The organism is Thermodesulfobacterium thermophilum DSM 1276, assembly GCF_000421605.1.
Lineage (GTDB): Bacteria > Desulfobacterota > Thermodesulfobacteria > Thermodesulfobacteriales > Thermodesulfobacteriaceae > Thermodesulfobacterium > Thermodesulfobacterium thermophilum.
Map to the genome: position 1 here is coordinate 39,540 of NZ_ATXI01000005.1, position 20,339 is coordinate 59,878.

25 protein-coding genes and 1 tRNA gene are annotated in these 20,339 nt (G+C 34.8%); 3 read left to right on the plus strand and 23 right to left on the minus strand.

Features of this window, described 5'->3' with window-relative positions:
• The first annotated feature begins 49 nt into the window (after positions 1-49).
• From H529_RS0103145 to H529_RS0103155, 3 genes are all read left to right on the plus strand, one after another.
• Entirely contained in the window at positions 50-871 is an 822-nt protein-coding gene (locus H529_RS0103145; RefSeq protein WP_022855109.1) for a DUF169 domain-containing protein, read from the plus strand.
• A gap of 223 nt (positions 872-1,094) precedes the next feature.
• Positions 1,095-2,144 (plus strand): uroporphyrinogen decarboxylase/cobalamine-independent methonine synthase family protein, encoded by a 1,050-nt coding sequence (locus H529_RS0103150; protein WP_022855110.1) that lies wholly within the window; start codon positions 1,095-1,097, stop codon positions 2,142-2,144.
• A gap of 13 nt (positions 2,145-2,157) precedes the next feature.
• Positions 2,158-2,757, plus strand: a complete 600-nt coding sequence (locus H529_RS0103155; protein ID WP_022855111.1) for an HNH endonuclease — start codon at positions 2,158-2,160, stop codon at positions 2,755-2,757.
• On the opposite strand, the gene H529_RS0103160 is transcribed toward H529_RS0103155, so the two are convergent.
• The 23 genes from H529_RS0103160 to H529_RS0103270 form a co-directional block, all read right to left on the minus strand.
• On the minus strand, positions 2,754-3,653 hold the full coding sequence (locus H529_RS0103160) for a DnaJ C-terminal domain-containing protein (RefSeq protein WP_022855112.1): 900 nt from the start codon (positions 3,651-3,653) through the stop codon (positions 2,754-2,756). The two genes, H529_RS0103155 and H529_RS0103160, sit on opposite strands and share 4 nt — an antisense overlap.
• An 18-nt stretch (positions 3,654-3,671) precedes the next feature.
• Positions 3,672-4,493 (minus strand): CheR family methyltransferase, encoded by an 822-nt coding sequence (locus tag H529_RS0103165; RefSeq protein ID WP_022855113.1) that lies wholly within the window; start codon positions 4,491-4,493, stop codon positions 3,672-3,674.
• 4 nt (positions 4,494-4,497) lie between these two features.
• Complete coding sequence (locus H529_RS0103170) at positions 4,498-5,526, minus strand: protein-glutamate methylesterase/protein-glutamine glutaminase (protein ID WP_022855114.1); 1,029 nt, start codon at positions 5,524-5,526, stop codon at positions 4,498-4,500.
• A 4-nt stretch (positions 5,527-5,530) separates the two neighbouring features.
• Complete coding sequence (locus H529_RS0103175; protein WP_245540266.1) at positions 5,531-5,911, minus strand: response regulator; 381 nt, start codon at positions 5,909-5,911, stop codon at positions 5,531-5,533.
• Between the two features lie 15 nt (positions 5,912-5,926).
• On the minus strand, positions 5,927-6,727 hold the full coding sequence (locus H529_RS0103180) for a hypothetical protein (RefSeq protein ID WP_022855116.1): 801 nt from the start codon (positions 6,725-6,727) through the stop codon (positions 5,927-5,929).
• Between the two features lie 15 nt (positions 6,728-6,742).
• Complete coding sequence (locus H529_RS0103185) at positions 6,743-7,084, minus strand: RNA polymerase sigma factor (protein ID WP_022855117.1); 342 nt, start codon at positions 7,082-7,084, stop codon at positions 6,743-6,745.
• 2 nt (positions 7,085-7,086) lie between these two features.
• The gene (locus tag H529_RS0103190; RefSeq protein WP_022855118.1) at positions 7,087-7,875 is read right to left on the minus strand and encodes a hypothetical protein; all 789 of its coding nucleotides are present in this window, start codon (positions 7,873-7,875) and stop codon (positions 7,087-7,089) included.
• Position 7,876: 1 nt separating this feature from the next.
• Entirely contained in the window at positions 7,877-8,260 is a 384-nt protein-coding gene (locus H529_RS0103195) for a response regulator (RefSeq protein ID WP_022855119.1), read from the minus strand.
• A gap of 5 nt (positions 8,261-8,265) precedes the next feature.
• Positions 8,266-9,015 carry a sigma-70 family RNA polymerase sigma factor gene (locus H529_RS09955; RefSeq protein ID WP_022855120.1) on the minus strand — a complete coding sequence of 250 codons (750 nt, stop codon included), beginning with the start codon at positions 9,013-9,015 and terminating at the stop codon, positions 8,266-8,268.
• A 27-nt stretch (positions 9,016-9,042) separates the two neighbouring features.
• On the minus strand, positions 9,043-9,834 hold the full coding sequence (locus H529_RS0103205; RefSeq protein ID WP_022855121.1) for a MinD/ParA family protein: 792 nt from the start codon (positions 9,832-9,834) through the stop codon (positions 9,043-9,045).
• A 31-nt stretch (positions 9,835-9,865) separates the two neighbouring features.
• Positions 9,866-10,861, minus strand: a complete 996-nt coding sequence (locus H529_RS0103210) for a flagellar biosynthesis protein FlhF (protein WP_022855122.1) — start codon at positions 10,859-10,861, stop codon at positions 9,866-9,868.
• An 8-nt stretch (positions 10,862-10,869) separates the two neighbouring features.
• Positions 10,870-12,939, minus strand: a complete 2,070-nt coding sequence (flhA, locus tag H529_RS0103215) for a flagellar biosynthesis protein FlhA (protein ID WP_022855123.1) — start codon at positions 12,937-12,939, stop codon at positions 10,870-10,872.
• Positions 12,940-12,943: 4 nt separating this feature from the next.
• Positions 12,944-14,014: a flagellar biosynthesis protein FlhB gene (gene flhB, locus H529_RS0103220; RefSeq protein WP_022855124.1), complete on the minus strand. Its 1,071-nt coding sequence runs from the start codon at positions 14,012-14,014 to the stop codon at positions 12,944-12,946.
• A 14-nt stretch (positions 14,015-14,028) separates the two neighbouring features.
• The gene (locus tag H529_RS0103225; protein WP_022855125.1) at positions 14,029-14,805 is read right to left on the minus strand and encodes a flagellar biosynthetic protein FliR; all 777 of its coding nucleotides are present in this window, start codon (positions 14,803-14,805) and stop codon (positions 14,029-14,031) included.
• Positions 14,806-14,812: 7 nt separating this feature from the next.
• Complete coding sequence (fliQ, locus tag H529_RS0103230) at positions 14,813-15,082, minus strand: flagellar biosynthesis protein FliQ (RefSeq protein WP_022855126.1); 270 nt, start codon at positions 15,080-15,082, stop codon at positions 14,813-14,815.
• Positions 15,083-15,099: 17 nt separating this feature from the next.
• On the minus strand, positions 15,100-15,798 hold the full coding sequence (gene fliP / locus H529_RS0103235) for a flagellar type III secretion system pore protein FliP (protein WP_022855127.1): 699 nt from the start codon (positions 15,796-15,798) through the stop codon (positions 15,100-15,102).
• Positions 15,788-16,039: a flagellar biosynthetic protein FliO gene (locus H529_RS0103240; RefSeq protein ID WP_022855128.1), complete on the minus strand. Its 252-nt coding sequence runs from the start codon at positions 16,037-16,039 to the stop codon at positions 15,788-15,790. Before H529_RS0103240 ends, fliP begins: the two co-directional genes overlap by 11 nt.
• 3 nt (positions 16,040-16,042) lie before the next feature.
• Positions 16,043-16,564 carry a flagellar motor switch protein FliN gene (gene fliN, locus H529_RS09960; RefSeq protein WP_022855129.1) on the minus strand — a complete coding sequence of 174 codons (522 nt, stop codon included), beginning with the start codon at positions 16,562-16,564 and terminating at the stop codon, positions 16,043-16,045.
• Between the two features lie 19 nt (positions 16,565-16,583).
• A complete protein-coding gene (gene fliM, locus H529_RS0103250) occupies positions 16,584-17,573 on the minus strand; it encodes a flagellar motor switch protein FliM (RefSeq protein ID WP_022855130.1) in 990 nt (329 codons plus the stop codon).
• Between the two features lie 2 nt (positions 17,574-17,575).
• Positions 17,576-18,073, minus strand: a complete 498-nt coding sequence (locus H529_RS0103255; RefSeq protein ID WP_022855131.1) for a flagellar basal body-associated FliL family protein — start codon at positions 18,071-18,073, stop codon at positions 17,576-17,578.
• Positions 18,074-18,288: 215 nt separating this feature from the next.
• Positions 18,289-18,382, minus strand: a tRNA-Ser gene (locus H529_RS0103260).
• Between the two features lie 49 nt (positions 18,383-18,431).
• Positions 18,432-19,016: a biotin transporter BioY gene (locus tag H529_RS09965; RefSeq protein ID WP_022855132.1), complete on the minus strand. Its 585-nt coding sequence runs from the start codon at positions 19,014-19,016 to the stop codon at positions 18,432-18,434.
• A 66-nt stretch (positions 19,017-19,082) separates the two neighbouring features.
• Positions 19,083-20,336 carry a 3-deoxy-D-manno-octulosonic acid transferase gene (locus H529_RS0103270; protein ID WP_022855133.1) on the minus strand — a complete coding sequence of 418 codons (1,254 nt, stop codon included), beginning with the start codon at positions 20,334-20,336 and terminating at the stop codon, positions 19,083-19,085.
• Positions 20,337-20,339: the final 3 nt, after the last annotated feature.

A 20,339-nucleotide genomic window follows, 5' to 3' on the forward strand; every position in this document is an offset into this window, starting at 1 on the left:
ATTTTATATCGTCATATTTTGTTATAAAAATTATTGCAGGAGGAAAAAAATGATAAGTAAAATTGCAGAAGCTTTAAAAATGCAATTTAATCCAGTTGCTGTAATATGGTCGGATGTAAAACCTGAAAATGCTTTACAATTTAAAGAAGGAAGATGGGGATGTGTAATGTGGCTTTTTGTAAATGTAGCAAAAGGAAAAACAGCTGTTTTTGACAGAAAAACTTATGGATGTTGGGGTGGAGGAGTGGGGTTAGGTTTTGGAAATAAATATCTTGATTTCCCAGGAGGGATTGAGTGTTTTTATTATTTTCTTTCTTCAGGAAATAAAAACTGGGAGAAGGGTAAAATTGTAGCAGAAAATCTAAAACCGTATGTAACTAAAGAATTTCTTGAAGAATTTTTAGAAGGAGAAAGGTATTTGAAAACTCCTGAACAGGTAAAAAAGTTTGTAGAAGAGTTACCTATGATAGAAGTTCCGACAAAATATGTAGTATTTAAACCTTTAAAAGATGTAGACATTCATGAAGAAAGACCTGTTGTAATTGTCTTTCCTGTTAACCCTCATCAACTTTCTGCTCTTGTTGTTCTTGCAAACTATGGGAGAAACAGTTTTTTGGATAGTGTAATCATTCCCTGGGGTGCAGGGTGTCAGGCAATTGGTATCTATGCGTATAAACAAAGAGAATCAGTTCCACAAAAAGCAGTAGTTGGATTGACAGACCTTTCAGCAAGAAAAAACGTTAGAAAACACCTTGGGGATAACCTTTTTACTTTTGCTGTTCCTTATGAAATGTTTTTAGAAATGGAAGAAAATGTAGAAGGTAGTTTTTTCGAAAGGAATGTTTGGAAAAGTCTTTCTAAATTTTTATAATCTGTCTGTATAATTTACATCTGTAGTTCCTTAAAAACAACTTCCGATAATGTATATTATGTAAAATAAAGTTTCTGATTTTAAGAACCCTATAGGAACCCTGTATAAAAATCTTGGAAAAAACTCTTTGTTCTGTCTTGCCTTTATCTAAATTTTTAGTTAAAGTTATAAAAACTTTCTTGAAGTTTTTGGTAATCTATCAAGATTAAGGAGGTTTTATCTTATGGAGGCTATCGTTCAAAACTTAAAAACCACTCATATAGGAAGTCTTCCTTTTTCTGACCCTGAAAAAGCGGTAAAAATGGTTTTTGAATACTTAGACATACCTGCTTGGCCTCAACTATCTAAACGTAAAAACGAAGGAATGCTCGTTCAGTTTAACGAAGGCCTTCCAGGGTTTAACTGGGAAAAAGAAGTCTTAGACATATCTTCTTCTGATTTTGAAGAACAGATGATAATCTTTTATGAAAGCTATCTAAAAATCATCGAAGAAAATCAGTTGTCTGAGTTGGCTAACTTTGAACTCACAGAATCTACCGCCCTTGGTTTTAAGTTTTTTTTAGAAATAGCCTCTCAAGTTAAACCTGAGGTTGTAAAAGGCCAAATCACAGGCCCTTTTACCTTAGCCTCAAGCTTGAAACTTTCTACCGGAGAAAGTCCTATTTTTAGGGAAGACCTTAAAGACCTTATCGTCAAGTTTGTACTGATTAAAGCCTTGGCCCAAGGATTAAAACTTAAAGAGATCTCCCCTAACGTAATTCTATTTTTCGATGAACCAGGTCTTGCAGGTTTTGGCTCATCATCTTTTATTACCGTTACCAAAGAAGAAGTTCTAAAAATGTTAAATGAGGTGATCTCAGGATTAAAGAACTTTAACTGTACGACGGGCATTCATATCTGTGCTAATACTTCCTGGGATCTTCCCTTAAGTTCTGAAATAGATATCTTAAGTTTTGACAGTTTTAATTTTTACGAAAAATTAAGTATTTATGCTGAAGAACTTAGAAATTTTCTTGAAAAAGAGAATAAGTATTTAGCCTGGGGAGTTGTGCCAACAGATAGCACGCAGTTAAAAGAGACAAGTTTTGAAGAGGTTTTGAAAAAGTTTGAGACTCAGTTGAAGGATCTTGCTGTAAAGCTCGGATTTTCTGAAGAAGAGCTGTTAAAAAAGAGTTTGTTTACTCCTGCCTGTGGTTTAGGAAGTCTTTCTGAAGACTTAGCTTTAAAAGCCTTGGAATGGCTTAAACGATTTAAACAAACCCTTAACTTATAATAAATGAAAAAAAATGAAAAAATCGCTTTTAAACGAAAAGGTTTTAGTTTTAAACAAGTATTACCAGGCAATACAGATAACTACGGCACAGAAGGCTATATGCCATTTGGTTAAAGGTACCGCAAAGGTAATAACCCCAGATTGGACTACCCACACGTTTGAGGAATGGATAAAGGTAAGCAAGTTTTATGAAAATGGAGCTCAACTGATTAATAGTCCTTCTATCTCTATCCTTATACCTGAGGCTATCTATTTACCTTTTTATGAAAGACTTCCTAAAACCGAAGTTATTTTTTCCAGACAGAATTTGTTTTTACGTGATCGTTTTACCTGTCAGTATTGTGGAAAATTTTTAAAAAATCCTAAGGATAGAACTATAGATCATATAATCCCTAAAAGCCAGGGAGGAAAAACTGTTTGGACTAATGTAGTCCTCTGTTGTAAAAAATGTAACCTTAAAAAAGGTAACAAAACCCCTGAAGAGGCAGGACTAAAACTTTTAAAAACCCCAAAACCACCTAAATGGCAATCTCTTATTCTGGAAGAGTTCCCAAAACATAAAAAGGAAGTATGGAAGGTGTTTTTAGACTTTGCTGGGATAATAGAAGATTAAACCTTCTCTTCTTCTATCAACTCTACTACTTTTTTGAGTAAGTCTTTTGCTTTTGTAGTAAGTTTTTTAGGTAGATGAATATGGTAATCAACGATTAAATCCCCTCTTTTTCCGTTGGAAAGAAAAGGACCTCTACCTTTAAGGATTACAGGGTGGCCTTCTGTAAAAAGGGAAGAAGAAACTACCTCCTCCCCTTCTAAGGTTTTGATGGTGATGAAATCGTTTAACAGAATCTCCCAAAAGGGAATTTGACAGCGATATTTTAGGTTTCCATCTACCAAAGAAAAATAAGGATGTGGTTTAATGATTACTTCTAAGTAAAGATCGTAATCAACTCCAAGGATTTCTTTTTCTACATAAAGATAATCTCCTTCTTTTAATCCTAAGGGTATTTCTAACCAAAACTCATTAAGTATTTTAACGTATCCTTTACCTTTGCATTCTTCACACTTTTCAGTTAGTATAAACCCTTGACCTCTACAATAAGGACAGGTAAGATAAGAAATCATCTCTTTCCTTTGGTCATAAGTTTCTACAAAACCACTCCCTTTACAGAAACCGCATTGAGAAAGTGGACCGTCTTTTTTCTTACCTAATCCTTCACATTTTGGACAGATCTTCTCTTCTCCAGGAATGGTAATTTTCTTTTTTCCTCCAAGGGCTACCTCTTCTACCGTTAACTCTAAAACAGAAAAAAAATAATTTCCTTTTAAAACAGGATTTTTTAAAACTTTAACTTTAGAAGCCGTCTGATAAGATTGAAAAAACTCCTCATAACTTTTTAAAAACTCTAAAAATGCTTCTTTATCTCCTCCTCTATCAGGATGAAGTTTCTTAACCGTTTCTCTAAAAAATCTTTTAGCTTCTTCAAAGGAGTTAAATTGTCTAAAGTCCATAGGCTAAGTTTTTTAAAGTTAATCTTTTTTATAATAACAGACGGTTTTTCCTAAGATTTTCTTTTCCATATCTGGGAAAGAAACTGGAGCTATCTCTGTAGCTCCTAAAATTAAATAACCACCAGGTTTTAAAGCATTCCACAAATCTCTAAAAACTTTTTGTTTTGTTTCTTGGGCAAAATATATCAGGACATAACGACAAAAAATAATATCAAATTTAGTCTTTACTTTTTGCGAGACTTCAAGAAGGTTTAAAATCTCAAAACGGACCATATTTTTTAGGTTATCGTTTATTTTCCAGTGAGCTCCTTCTTGTTTAAAATACTTGACCAAAAAAACCACAGGTAATCCTCTGTTGACCTCTATTTGGTTGTAAACTCCAGTTTTAGCCTTTTCGATGCTTTTTTTGGAGATATCTGTAGCATAGATATCTATTTGATAAGTCTTTAAATAAGGTTGGAAGTATTCGTGAAGGAGTAAAGCAATGCTATAAGGCTCTTGCCCAGTTGAACAAGCAGCAGACCAGATAGATAGTTTCTTTTCTTTTTCTCTTTTTTGAAATAATTCAGGAAAAATTTGATTTTTTAAAGTATCAAAGGGATGTTGATCCCTAAAAAAATAAGTCTCGTTGGTAGTAAGAGAATCTACAATCTCGTTTATTAATTTATAGTCAGGTCTTGATTTTACTAATTTATAAAGTTCTTCTACATTGCTATATCCCAACGTTAGAGCAAGCTCGTTTAACCTGCTCTCTATCAAGTATTCTTTACCTTCTTTATAGGAAATACCACTTATTTTTTCAACCAGAGTTGTAAAAAACTCAAATATCTCTCTTTGCATTTTCTTACACCTTAAAAATTTCTTTTAACCTTTGAGGGATCTGCTCTAAACTTAAAACCTCATCTGCTAATCCTGCTTCTATCACCACCCTTGGCATTCCAAAAACAACCGAAGTTTCAGCATCTTGCGCTAAAATTACCCCACCCTGTTCTTTTATCTTTTTAGCCCCCTCTTTACCATCGCTACCCATACCTGTCAAAATAAGTCCTACCGAACTTCCATCATAGGTCTCGGCTATAGATTCAAACAGTTCATCTACCGCAGGACGGCAGAAATTTCTGGGTGGTCCTTGATGAAGACGAATTTTATGTATTTCGTTCTCTTTTTTAACTACCATATGAAAATCTCCAGGGGCTATGTAAACCACCCCGGATTTAACAGGTTCTCCTTGCTCTCCTTCTTTTACTTTAAGTTGCGAAAGACTATCAAGTCGTTCTGCAAGTTGCTTAGTAAAAATAGGAGGCATGTGCTGAACAATAAGGATAGGAACAGGGAAATTTTTTGGTAGTTTGGGGATGATCTGCATCAAGGTTTGTGGTCCCCCTGTAGAAACACCTATACCTAAAACTTTAAAATCTTCTCTCTTGAACGCCTTTTTTACCGTAGAAGGACGATAGATAGGTTGTATTCTTTTTAAAGGAACAACGCTTTTTATTTTAGGGATGAGTTGATCTTTAATTTGTTTTACACTTTCTAAAAAAGATTTGGTAGAAGGTTTAGGGACAAAGTCATAGGCTCCTATGGAAAGGGCATCAATGGTTGCTTTGGCCCCTTCTTGGGTTAAAGAAGAGAACATAATAACCTTAGAAGATGGTACTTCCTTTTTGAGGACCTTTAATGCCTCAAGTCCATCCATCTCAGGCATTTCGATGTCTAACGTGATAACATCAGGTTTTAAAGCTTTAGCCTTTTCTATCGCTTCACGACCATTTTTGGCGGTATCAACCACCTCTATATCTTTTTCTTCTTTCAAGATATCTACTATCAATTTTCTCATGATAGCAGAATCATCAACCACAAGGACACGGATCATAAGTTTAGAACCCCTCTAAAAGAAATTTAATTTTCGTTTCAAGCATCTCTTTATCAAAGGGTTTCATCAAGTATTCATTAGCCCCTGCTAGAATAGCATCTATTACGCTTTTTTGCTGATTCTCTGTGGTAACCATCATTACCTTAATATTAGACCACTTAGGGTTGGAACGAAGTTTTACTAAAAATTCATAGCCATTCATTACTGGCATATGCCAGTCAAGTAAAATAAGTTGAACGTCCGGATGCTCGTTAAGAACCTTTAAGGCTTCTTCGCCGTTCTCCGCCTCTAATACTTCAAACCCCATCTCTTCTAAATACTTTCGCTCTATCTGCCTTATAGCATTAGAATCATCTACTACCATCGCTTTTTTCATTCTTATCATACCTCTTTTAAACTTTTAAACACGTTTTTCTAATATAGACCCCGGTAAACTTTCTTCATAATATGTTTTAATTATAACCTGATTTTGACTGAAAATAAAGAGGTTTTTTAGATTTTTATGTTCTATCTTAGCAAGTTCATAGGCCTCTTTGTTATAAAAATAGAGCTCTAACAAAATTTCTTTTTCGTCATAACTTATGAAACATTCAACCAGTCCTAAGTATTCTCCATAAAACTTAAGGTAAAAAAGCTTGATTTTTCCCTTTCTTTCTCGAGGAGGCCCTAATTCTATGTATCCCCAAGAACGTTCATCATTAAACAGAAAGGGGATAAAAAAACTATCTTCCTGGTAAAAAAGAGTTGCAGCTTTAACTTTGTCACCTAAAAGTTCTTTGATGCCTTCTTCTAAGGATTTACTTTTTTTGTCTTTTTTGATAAAAAGATCTGTCAATAAATTAGAAAGGAGTTTTAACTCTTCTTTTACGTAAGGAATGTTAACTTCTTCTTTTTTACCCGCTTGAGAAAGAAGATATAAAATCTTTAAATCATTACTGGTTTTTTCTCCAGAAACAACCTGAAGTACCACCGGGTTTCCTGTTTGCAAAACTTTTACCCTGATATTTTCTCCGACCTTAAAATCCTCTGGATTTACTGTCCCAGCTATCCTTGCTTGAAATTTTTCTCCTCCTAACTCGAGATTTAAGGTTTTACCCTCTATTCCTACAACCCTGATAACTAACTCTCTACCCGGTCGACTAAAAAGAAACCAAAGGTTTTCTGGAAGATAAAGTATCGGTGCAGGGGCTGTTATTTGCATGGGTTTATCTTATTTTTACCTTAATTTTTTAGAGGATAAAATAACCTCTACCTCTGCTTCACTTATTTTAAGCTGCTTAGCTATTTCTTTAGGGCTTAAACCTCTTTCTGAAAGATAAAAAACCTGGTCTTTAACCGACCTATCTTTACTCCTTCCTTCTGCTAAAGGTTTTGATGCCTTTTGAAGTTTTTCTAATTTTTTTACCAACTCTTGAGCCCTTTCTATACTTTCTTTGATTTCTTCCCATGGAAGGTCAAACACCTTTTTAAATTTTAGATAAAAAAACACAAACCCTGCTATCATCAGAAGATCTACCATCACGAGAATGATCAAAAAAGTAATAGTCAAATCACCCATCCTTAACCCCTAAACACCACTCCCTCTATTTCTATTTTCTGGGGCACAGGAGTTATTCCCTTTTTTTTGATTTCTTCTTTTAAATTTTCTTCTAATTCCTTTTTCTTGTTTACATCAAACCAAACAGATAAAGGTACTTTTTGTAACTTTTCATAGATAAATTCTCGATAAGCTGTTTCTGAATTGACGATTTCTTTCATCGTAGTGCTATTATCAAAATAAAATACCAAATCTACGTTTAAATAGTCTTTGTTTCCTACAGGGATTAAAAGTTCTTTCATTTCAAGCTTATAGGGATAGTATGTGTCTTTTTGCTCTATTTGAGATATGATGATTTTAGAGACCTTGGAAGTTTCAGTGGCGTTTACAGGTGTTTTTTTCTCAACTGAAGATTCGGTTATTTCAGAAGGAGGCTCAACCTTAGAAGTTTGTTGCGGTTCTTTAAAAAAAAAGATTTTAAATACTAAAAAGATACCTGCCAAAAGAAGTACTGTAGAACCTAATATACCCCATATCCATGGATTTTTAAATTTTTCTAAATAACTTATTTTAGAGGGTTTAGGTGTCTCTTCTGAAGGTATTTCTTTAGAAACAGACTCTTCAGGTTTTTCTATCAATTCTTCTACTAATGTAGAGGCTTTTTCAGGAGGAAGAACTTCTTCCTTGGTTTCCTGTTCGACTTTTACCTCCTCTTGCTTTTCAGATTGAGATGGTTCTTTTATTTCTTCTGAAGAAGTTTGTTCTAAATCTTTTTTGATCTCTTCTAAGTCCTTTTTTAGTTCTTCTTCCAAACTATCCTCCTAAAACTTTTTCTAATTTTTCCTTTAAAGTTTCAGGGGTAAAAGGTTTAACTATATATTGATTAACCCCGTGTTTTATAGCCTCTATAACGTTGTCTTTTTGTGCCTCAGCTGTTACCATTACAAAGAGAATATCTTTAAAATTGGGGTCGTTTCTTACTGCTTTTAAAAGATCAAGACCACTCATCTTAGGCATGTTCCAGTCAGAAATGATAAGGTCTATTTTTTCTTTTTTTAATAGTTCTAATGCAGAACTTCCGTCGTCTGCTTCAAAGATGTTTTTAAAACCCAACTGGGTTAAGATGTTTTTTATGATCTTTCTCATCGTAGCAAAGTCGTCTACTACCAGTATCTTTAAATCAGTATTTAGAGCCATACCCCCTATCCTCCTCTCTTAGACTGATTTAAAACACTTCTAAGTTTTATGATAGCTTGGTTATGAAGTTGAGAAACTCTACTTTCTGTACACTCCAAAACTTTTGCAATCTCTTTCATGGTAAGTCCTTCATAGTAATAAAGAGCCAGAACTAAACGCTCTTTTTCGGTAAGATGTTCTAAAGCCTTTTCAAGCTTCTCCTGTAGCTCCTTTAAAGAGTATTTTTCAAAGGGATCTTCTTTGGTATCTCCTATAAACTCAAAAATGTCTTCTTCTTCTAACTCTGGGATTCTTTGTTTAAAGCTTTGAATGTCTATAAAAGTAATCCCTTTAATGTTTTCTAAAAGCCTGTGATATTCGTCTAAACTTAAATTCATAGCCTTAGCAATCTCTGTTTCTTCTGGCATTCTTCCTAAATCTTTATATAAATCTTTTACTTTATTTTCTAATTCAGAAATTTTATCTCTTATACTTCTTGGTATTATATCTATTTTTCGAATTTCATCAAGCATCGCTCCTTTAATTCTAAACTCAGCAAAGGTTCTAAATTTGACTTTTTTGGTAGGATCATATCGATGATAAGCCTCTATTAAACCTATAACTCCTGCAGACACCAAATCTTCTTTACTAATTACAGGCTGCCCTTGAAAAGAATATCTATTAGCCCAGTAGTTGATAGTTGGTAAAAACTCTTCTATCACCTTTTCTAAAGGAGGCTTTTGAAAAAGTACTTTATTAATAATCTTAGTAACCATACACTATCCTTTTTCGAGAAAGTTTTATCATAAAGACACTACCCTCTCTAAAAAAGCCTCTAACCCTTGAGAAGCTTGAGGATTGTATTTCATAAGTTTGTAGGCTATTTCTTTAATTTTTAAACTGCAAGGTTTATCTGGACACAATAAAAGATAAGGAACTTGCGAACGGATGGCTTTTTTTATACATTCATCATATGGAATTCCTCCGAGATAGGAAAGCTTTATCTCAGGTAAAAATTTTTCTTGTACATAAAGTAGTTGCTGATAGATTTTTTTTCCATCTTCTTCTTGATTTATCATATTTACTACTAAATAAAAATCTTTAATACGATGTTTTTTATAGGCTACTTTTATCAAGGCATAAGCATCGGCTATAGAGGTAGGTTCAGGGGTACAGATTACTATCCTTTCCCCCCCTAATAAAAAGAAAAACAACACGTTTTCTGAAATACCGGCTGAAGCATCAAAGATTAAGTAATCATAATTTTTAAAAGCCTCTTCCATTTGCTCTTTTAGAAGAAGTTTTTGCATAGAAGTTAGATGGGTAAGCTCTACTACTCCAGATCCTGCAGGTATGATGTCGATATTATAATCTGTAGAATAGATAATATCCTTAAGGCTCATTTCACCGTTTAACACATATCTTATATCATATTTCGGAGAAATACCTAACATAACATCCACATTTGCCAATCCTAAGTCTGCGTCAAAAATCAGTACCTTTTGTTGTAGTTGAGTAAGGGCTAACGAAAGGTTTATCACAAAGCTTGTCTTACCTACCCCACCCTTTCCACTAGCCACAGCTATGCTTCTCATAAAACCTCCTGCTTTTTTATTTTCAAATTATTTATTCAAAACCCCTTAAAAAAAGTTTTATCAAGACATCTTCCTCAGCCTTTAACAAATCTTCAGGCACTCTCTCTCCGTTAGAGATAAAGGTGAGAGGAGGAAGATTACTTTCTAACAACCAAAGTATAGGTAAACTATTTTTTATCTTATCTGTAAAGGTCAAAAATACACCCTCTACCGGAAGTTTTTCTATCTTTTCCCACAACCGTAAACCAAACTCAAAATGTTCTGTAGCCTTAACTACCCACTGGAACCTTAAAAACGGTAGCCTTTGCGCAAGTTCCTCTAAATCGTGGGTGCTAAACTTTTTGTTGAGCCCTGGTGTGTCTACTAAAATATAATCATATTTATTTAAACTTTGGGCTATTTCTTTAAAATCTTCTATGTCTACTATGTCAAAATCTATCTCCAAAAGTTCTGCTAACCTTTTTGTCTGGAAAGCGCCTCCTATTTTATAAGTGTCTAAACTTAAAACCAACACCTTAGCTTCATATTTATATTTATACCAAACAGCTATTTTAAAAATATTTGTGGTCTTCCCTACTCCACCCTCTCCTATAAAAATTTGGTATTTAGAATGAGGAACCACTCCTTTTTCTTTTATTTTAACAGAAATATACTCGGGAAGGTCCAGTTTTTTTTCAACCATTTCTTTAGCTATAAAAGCTGGTACTCCTTTTTCTAAGTATTTTAAGTAAGTGATATCTCTTAACTGGGGATGTAAAACCTTTTTTAAAAGCTCTTTGATTTCTTCTAAATCTTTCTTTAACTCTTGGTCAAGGGTATAAGAAAAGTTTTTAGACTTTTTGTCTTCGAGAGTCGGAGAGACAACAGGGACCTCTGTTTCTTCGATGGCTGCGGTAATCTCAAAAAAATCTCCTTCTGCGGTTTTTACTTTTTCTGAGTTCAAAATAACTGCATCTTCCCCAAATTCCTTTTTAACCTGATTTAAAGCCTCTAAAATCGTTCTACCTCTAAACTTTTTGATCTTCATCTTTTATCCTACTCTCTCACTATCTTTACTACTTCTAATACCTCAATGTTAACCTCAAAGGGTATTTCTGCTTGCGAAACTACCGGAACATAATAAAGACTTCTTTCTATTAATTTTCTAAGATGTCTTCTTATAGTAGGACTACAGATAATAACAGGGACTATGTTTTTTTGCCCTGCCCTTTCTACTGCTTGGGTTAAGGCTGCTACTATTTTGCTTCCTATCTTAGGGTCTATCATCAGAAAAACTCCTTGCTCTGTTCTTTGAAGTGATTTTCTTAAGGTTTCTTCTATATCATCTCCTACTACTAATGCAGGAAGCTTTCCGTCGATTAAATATGGTTTTACTATATACCTGTTTAACTTTTGTCTTACATATTCAGTAAGTACGTCAGGATCTTTTATAGAGGGAGCATAGTCGCTTATGGTTTCAAAAATGGTGACATAATCTTTCAACGGAATACCCTCTTTTATTAAGTTTTGTAATACCTTTTGGATTAAAGTTAAATTAGCATTGTTTAAGCATTCTTCAACTATTTTAGGATAATATTTACTCACACTGTCTAAGATCCTTTGAACTTCTTGTTTAGTCAAGAATTCGTCTGCATGTTTTTTTACCACCTCAGAAAGATGAGTAGTTATAACGGTAGAAAGGGTAACTACGGTAAAACCTGTCATTTCTGCTTCTTCCTTTTGGTCTTCAGGAATAAAATAGGCTGTCATACCAAAGGTAGGCTCTTTAGTAGGAATGGCTCCAGAAGGAGGAGAGAGGTCAGGGGTTGAGGGAAGAGCCATAAGATAGTTTGGCATAAGCTCTCCCTTAGCTATTTCGACTCCTTTTATCAGTATCACATATTCTCCAGGTTTGAGACTTAAATTATCTCTTACATGAACAGAAGGGATCCTTATCCCTAACTCTTGGGCAAGATGTTTCCTTAAGTTTTTAATCCTTTCAAGTAAATCTCCTCCTCTGTTTTCGTCAGCAAGATAAATCAAAGCATATCCTAACTCTAAGGCCAGAAGTTCTACAGGTCTTATTTCTTCTAATTCAGGTGGAGCTTGTGGAGCCTCTTCTTTAGTTACCTCTTCAGCCTCTACCTTTTGCTGATTTTTATAGGCTACATATCCTAAAGAAAAAAGGATTACGCTAAAAATAAAGAGAGGTAAAAAGGGAATTCCTGGTATCAAAGCTATAGCTAAAACTATACCACTTGCCAACCAAAGTACCTCTGGTTTTTGGGCAAATTGCATTACCAAATCTTTACCAAGCCCTGCTTCTGCTGCAGCCCTACTAACCAAAATACCTGCTGAAGTAGAAACAATCAAAGCTGGAATCTGGGAGACTAATCCGTCTCCTATGGTAAGGATGGTATAAGTTTTGGCTGAGGTCGCAAGGTCTAAACCTTTTTGTAAAGTTCCGATAAGAATCCCTCCTATAATGTTAATAGAAGTGATAATAAGCCCTGCGATAGCTTCCCCTCTTATAAACTTAGAGGCACCATCCATCGCCCCGTAAAAATCAGCTTCCTTAGCGATTTCTTCGCGTCTTCTTTTGGCCTCTTTTTCATCTATTAGACCTGCGTTTAAGTCCGCATCGATAGCCATCTGTTTCCCTGGCATGGCATCGAGTGTAAACCTGGCTGCTACTTCAGCAATCCTGCCAGCTCCTTTGGTAATAACCACAAAATTTATCAACACCAGGATTAAAAACACGATAAAACCAACTATATAATTGCCCCCTACCACTACTTCTCCAAAACTTTTAATGATATAACCGGCTGCTACCGTCCCTTCATGACCTTTAAGAAGGATAACCCTGGTAGTAGCTATGTTCATCGCTAATCTAAAAAGTGTGGTTAAAAGTAAAAGAGCTGGGAAACCTGTAAAATCAAGGGGTTTGTTAACTTGCATGGTCATGATTAGAATTAACACAGAAACAGAAAGATTAAGGCTTAAGGTAAGATCGATAAGATAAGGAGGAAGAGGAAAAAGCATGATCGCAAAAAGAACTACTATACCTAAAACAGCAAATATACTATAACGATCTGGAATGTATTTAACTATTAAACTTTTTTCCATCTGTTTACATCACCTTTTTGTTTTTTAGTTTATATACATAAGCCAAAACCTTGGCTACTACCTGATAAAGGTCTTGAGGAATATATTCTCCTAAATCTACTTTTTCATAAAGAAGCCTGGCTAAAGGTGGGTCTTCATAGATAGGTACTTTATGTTCTTTAGCGATTTCCTTTATTTTTTGAGCAAGAAAATCTTTACCTTTAGCTACTACCTGTGGAGCCGGATCTTTACCTATTTCATATTTAAGAGCTACAGCATAGTGGGTGGGGTTGGTAATAACCACATCTGCCTTGGGTACCTCGGCAAGCATCCTTCTTCTTGCCATCTCTCTTTGCTTTTGTCTTATCTTAGCCTTAACTAACGGGTCTCCTTCAGTCTGTTTAATCTCTTCTTTTAACTCTTTCCTGGTAAGTCTTAATTTTTTATCTAAATCCCAACGAGCATAAAGCCAATCAAGAATTCCTAAAAAAACAAGAAGTACCAAAAGCTTAGAAATAAAATCTTTTAAAAATACCTTAAAACTAAACGCTAAATAATTAGGAGAAACTCCAAAGAGTTTTAAGATATAAGGAAGATATTTTGCTATTATAAAATAAGAAACACCTGTGATGATGGCGAGTTTAACGATAACCTTTAATAGTTCAAACACAGCGGTAAGAGAAAAAAATCTTTTAAACCCAGAAACTGGGTTAATTCTGTCAAAATTTAACCCGATGGCTTGAGAAGCCAAAACTCCACCTCCGGTTTGCAAAAGGTAAACCAAAATCACCACAAAACAAAGTATAAAAAAGAAAGGTAAAAGAACCTTTCCTAAGGTTTTAAGCAAAAAATGTGCCAAATATATTAAAAAGGAGAGATTTAAGTCTGTGTAGTAACTGTTTATGCAGTGATAAAAAATTAGGTAAAACTGCTGAAAAAACAAAAAACTTAACAACATAAAGCCAAAAAAGCCGGTACCTAATACTGCTACTGAGGAAAGTTCACGGCTCTTGACAATCTGTCCTCTTTTTCTGGCTTCCTCTCGCCGTCGAGGTGTAGGCTCTTCTGTCCTTTCCTCAAAAGGCTCTTCTGGCATATGTTTCTACCTCTTTACCTAAAATATACTAAAATGCCATGTAACAGGTTAAAATAATTTTTAAGGCTTGGTACCATTATTTTAGGCAATAAGACCAACATAAGTCCAAAAAAGATTAAACCTATACCTATGGTTAGAGGAAAACTTACAAACATGATATTTATCTGGGGTAGTAACCTACCCACTATAGCCAAGCTTATGTAAACTAACATCATAAGCACCATCAATGGAGCAAGAAACCTTATTCCTAGATCAAACATCAATCGGCTTTTTTTTACCACCAAAAGCCCAAGATTGTTGTCTAACCAAAAACTTCCAGGAGGAATTTTTTCAAAACTATAATAGATAAAACTTATCAGATAGTGGTGAAAGTCAAACGTAAAAAACACAAGAAGAAAGATGATGTAGACAAACTGAGAGATTACAGGTAAGCTAAAGCCTGAAAGAGGGTCTATGGTTTGGGTAATACCAAATCCCATCTGATATCCTACCAGTTCGCCTCCTACCTGAATCCCAGCTAAGATAATCCTAAAAAGCAAAGATACCATAAAGATAAACAGAAAATCCGACACAAGCCATAAAAAGAGTTGATAGACGTTAAAAGACGAAGGGATGTTTATCTTAAGCACCGGGGTTAAAACCAATCCCAAAACTAAAGAAAGGGCTATCCTATTTTTAGTAGGAAAATAAACTGCCCCAAACACAGGAAAAAGCACAAAAAGAAGGAGGATTCTATAAAAAACCAAAAAAAACAGAAAAACCTGATTGTTAATCAATTCTAAAAGCTCCATCCTATCTTCAACTAATAAAATTTGGAATGTTTAAAATTAGATTTTCAGTAAAGGAAGTCAGTTTCTTTAATAACCAAGGCAAGGTTAACACAAACACAACAATAAGCGCCAAAATTTTGGGAACAAAAGTAAGGGTCATTTCTTGGATTTGGGTTACTGCCTGTAAGATACTGATGACCAAACCAACGATCAAAGCAGTAAGCAAAAAGGGGCCAGAAACCAAAATACAAAGTTTAATAGATTCTTTAGCTAATGTCAAAATGGTGGCATCTGTCATTTTGTCAACATCCTCCTTTAATGAAAACTTTTTACTAAAGACATTACGAGCAAATTCCATCCATCAACCAGCACAAACAACAAAAGTTTTACTGGAAGAGAGATCATCATAGGTGGGAGCATCAAGACTCCCATGGAAATTAACACACTTGAAATCACCACATCTATTATCAAAAAGGGTATGTATAATAAAAATCCTATCTGAAAGGCGGTTTTTAACTCACTTATCATAAAGGCTGGTACCAAAGTAAAAAAAGATACGTCATCAGGTGTTCTTGGACGCTCCTCTTGTCTGAGTTTAATAAAAAGTGCTAAGTCTTTTTCTCTGGTATTTTTTAACATAAAGTCTTTAAAAGGTTTTTGAGCTCTTTCCAGAAACTCTTTATCTCCTATCTGTTTATTAAGGTAAGGTATAAAAGCCTGTTCATAGACAGCTTTAAAGGTAGGGGTCATGATAAAAAAGGTGAGAAAAAGGGCTAAAGAAATTAAAACCTGGTTAGGAGGAGTTTGTTGGGTACCTATGGCGTGTCTTAAGATCGAAAAAACCACCACCAATCGGGTAAAAGAGGTTAGCATCAAAAGAAGGGCTGGAGCTATAGATAAAACAGTAAGTAAAATAAGTACTTGTACGATAGTAGAAAACTGTTCTGGGGTTTTAGCAGTTTCAACCCCTATCTTAACTGTAGGTAAAGCAATGGCCAAAAAACTAACCATCATGCTTTATCTCCCCTAAAAGGTTAAACCCTTTATCTGAATATCCTACCAAAAATTTTTTACCTTCAACCTCTATTAGCAAAATTTGTGCCTTATAACTTATAGGTTTAACCGCTAAAACTTTGATCGGGCTTTCTGACATATTTTTGACAGTATATTTTTTGTAAAAATGGAGGGCTATAGGAAATAGGCTTAAAATAAGCAGTAAGATTCCTATACTTTGTAAATAATAAAACCATTCCATAGGCTAAGACCCCAGTTTTTTAATCCTATCTTGAGCGCTTATGATCTCAGTAATTCTTACCCCGAACCTATCGTTTACTACCACTACCTCTCCTTTTGCCATCAGTTTGCCGTTTACATAGACCTCTACAGGTTCTCCGGCAAACTTTTCTAACTCGATGATAGAACCTTGGTTGAGTTTTAGCAGATCTCTTATTAGCATTTTGTTTCTACCTATTTCTACCGAAATCTCTAAGGGTATGTCTAAAATAAACTCTAAGTCTGGATGTAAACCTCCTTTTTGGGTTGGGCTAAGTTCCTCAAAGCTGGCTGGCTGTGTAGGAGGTCTTTCTTTAACTGAGGGTTCTTTAGGTTGAAAAAGGTCGTGGGATGGATCTTTAGAAACGGTTTGAACGCTTTCTTCTTGAGTTTCTGGAGTTCCAGCTTGAGCCTCTTTTAAAGCCTCTTCCCACATGGCCATCAAATCTTCAGGACTAAGGGATGTTTTTTCTTGGGTTTGTCCGTTAATCTTTTCTTCTTCAGCCATTTATGTTCCCCCTGATTTCTTATTTTTCTATATCTTCTGGATTTTCTGAAGACAAAAATTTGTCTACCTGAATAGCAAGGTGGTTTTTAAAAACCCCTAATTTGCCTAAAATTTTAGGAACCCCTTCTATATAAACCTCTATAGGTTCTTCTACTTTTTTATCAAGGATTACCACATCTCCTACCTCAAGGTTGACTAAATCTTCTAAAGTAATGGTGCCTTTTCCTAAAAGGGCTTTTAACTGAACACTACTGTTAAGAATATAGGTTTCTAAGTTCTTTTTCCAGGTTAAGTCTACATATTCTTCTAACTGATAAGGGGAATAAAGCTTATCTTTTATTGGTTGTAAGGTGCTTAGAGAATAACAAAAGAGTATCTTTCCGCTGATAGATTCAAGCTCTAACGTGTAACCAGTAACTACCACAGTTTCTTCAGGCATAAGTACCCTTGCAAACTGTGGGTTTACTTCACCTCTAATATATTTAGGTTTTACAGGATAGAAGTTTTTCCAAGCCTTTTCTAACTCGTTAAAAATAAGATCCACCACTTTTTTCAAAAGTCTTTGTTCTATTGGTGTAAATTCTCTTCCCTCAACCTTGGTGTGTTTTCTTTCTCCCCCTAAAAACCTTTCTATAAACAGAAAGGCCAAAGTAGCATCGATAATAAGAAGGGATTGCCCTTTAAGAGGTTCTAATTTAAAGATATGGATGGAGGTAGGTACAGGAATTTTGTTTAAAAAATCTTTGAACCTTTCCATCTGAAGGGGTAAATTCGAGATGTCTAACATTTCCCTTAAAAAGGTAGAAAGCTGTATCCTTAAGCTTCGAGCAAGTTGTTCATTGATAACCTCAAGGCCTGGGATCTTAAGACGGGTAGATATGGTATAGTTTCTAAAGTCAAAAGACTTAGCCTTAACCTCTTCTTTAACCTCTGGGGTAGTATCTATCTTGCCTTCAGAAAGTCCAGAAAGTAACGCATCTATTTCATCTTGGCTGAGTATTTTTTCCATAACTACTCCACTATGTATTGGGTTATGTAAACGGCTTGTAAAATTTCATCTCCTAAAGCTTCGTTGATCTTCATCAAAAGATCTTTTTTTATCGTCTCTTTAGCCTCTGGCTGAATTACCTCTTCTGGAGTTTTACTACTAAGATAGGTGATGATTACGTCTCTTATCATCGGTTCTTTTGTTTTAATCTCTTCTTCTGCCTTTTTATCCGCTACCCCTAAGGCTAACCTTACTTGAAGATATCGTTTACCTGTAGGGTCCAAGAGATTTACCACCACTGGTTCCATAGGATAGATAACCTTAACTTCAACCTTTTCTTTTTTAGCTCCTTTTTTTCCTTCTCCCTTTTCTTCTCCTTTTTTCCCCATCAAAAATAAAATCACCCCAGAAGCCAGAGCTATTACCAAAACACCCAACAACAACAATAATAAAAATTTCTTTTTTCCTCCTTTTTTCTCAGATGCCTGCTTCTCCGCCCCTTCTTTGACCTCTTCTGCCATAACTCCCTCCTAACTTTTTAGAAGTTTTATCAAAAATTATGCCAAGTTTTTTAGGGGTTGAATTTTGCTAAAAACATTCGGGTTTTTCTTTTTTTCCTGTCAAAAAATTAACATAATTGTCAAAAAATTTATAAAACAAGAGTTTTTAAATAAAAAGATAGTGAGTTTATTAAATATGACAAGTGATTTTATGAGATAGTGGTGAAAAAAAAAGATGGCGGAGGGGGCGGGATTCGAACCCGCGGTACGGGTTTTAGCCCGTACATGCGATTTCCAGTCGCACCCCTTCGTCCACTCGGGCACCCCTCCAAAACTCGTTTACATTTTAAAGCCTAATCAAGGTTTTGACAAGAGGTTTTTAGAACTTTTTAAAAATAAACTTTAAGAGAGAAACTACTAAAAAGATTTTTAACAGGTCTCCGTAGATAAAGGGTAGACTTCCTATATTCAATAAAACCTTTAAGTCAGAAATTTTTAAAACCCAGCCTAACCAAACCAGTCCCAAAAGATGAATAATCCCAAAATTTACTAAGGTTAAAAGCAAAACAACTCCTGAAAAACTCTTAGCCCATTGAAATCTATGATATATCAAGCTAACTATCAAACTTGCAGGAAGAAAACTTAATAGATAACCTCCTGTAGGTCCCAAAAATGTTAAAAAACCACCAGTTAACCCTGCAAACCAGGGAAACCCTACCCCACCTAAAAACAAATAGAAAAAATTAGCTAAACCACATCTAAAGGGAGAAAATAAAAGAGCAGTCATAAAAACTCCAAAGGTCTGAAAGGTTACCGGTACAGGAGAAAAAGGAAGATAAAACTTAAGGTTAGAACAAATACCTATCAAAAGAGCTCCAATTAGTCCCCAAAAAATTTCTACCTTAATATTACTTTGTTTAAAAACTTCTGAACTTAAAACTGACATCTCTAAAGTCCTTTTCATAGTAGCCCTCCTGGTTGTAAGATAGGATTTTAGTTAACTTAATATTATATCCTGGTTAACCAAAAATTAAAGATATTTTTCCAATAAATTTAAAATTTTTTCTGTAGCTCCTGTTTTAGAAAGATATATTTGGTAGGCTTTTTCAGATAAGGTCTTAAGTTTTTCAGGATTTTTAAGAAGATGATGTAAGGTTTCAGATAAATTTTCTGGTTTAGTTTGAATACAGGCCTCTTTTTCCAAAAATTCTTGGATAAAAGGAAAGTTTCCCATAGAAGGCCCCATTACCACAGGTTTTTTCCAGTAAAATGCTTCTAAAGGGTTTTGCCCTCCATGGGGGATAAAACTTCCTCCTATGATGGCTAAGTCTCCTATTCTGTAAAGACTACCTAAGATACCTATCTGGTCTATAAGAAGGACACATCTTTTTGCTTCTTTCAAGTCTGAAAATTCCTTAGATAAAGCGCTTAGGCGATAAAGTTTTACATCTTCCAAATTATCTAACATCAGGTTTAATCGTGAAAACACCTCGTCAAACCGTTCGGGATGTCTTGGCACTATAAGCAAGGTACCTTGGTTTACTGCTGAAAGAAAAGCCTTGGTTATAAGTTCTTCTTCAGGATGGTGTGTACTTCCAGCAATAACAACCGGTTTTTTTACCCAACTTTCCCAAAAAAATTCCACGTAAGGAATTTCAAGGTCAAATTTGGTATTACCTGTTACTACAATTTTTTCTTCTTTTACCCCCAAGGCTCTAAACCTTTCCTGATAAATGTTGTCTTGCACCACAACCAGAGAAAGCCTATCAAGAACTTTTTTGATAAAAAACCTTACTTTTTGGTAGTTTTTAAAGGATTTTTCACTAAGACGTGCGTTTACTAAAAAAACTGGAATTTTTTTAGCTGAGGTATGAATAAGGTTAGGCCAGATTTCTGTTTCAGCAATGATTAAAGCCTTAGGATTAAAAGCCTTTAAAGTTCTTTTTATCGCGAAAGGACAGTCTAAAGGGAGATAGATAGTCTCTACCGGTAATCCTTTAAACCGGTCTTTAGCCACTTTTTGTCCGGTGTCGGTAATCGTGCTTAAAAGGATGTTATAGTTTTTAGAAAGTTTTTTAATAAGAGTAGAAAGGGCGATAACCTCCCCTACAGACACACAATGGACCCAGATAAAAGAACGAGAAGAATGGGTGACTTTTTGTTTAAAAATAGCAAATTTATCTCTTAACCATTTTAATCTTAGATTTCGTGGACGTTTTAAAAACTCTCTTGGTAAAATAAGGCCTGCTATCAGATAATAGATAAATGTATAAACCCAAAGCATAAT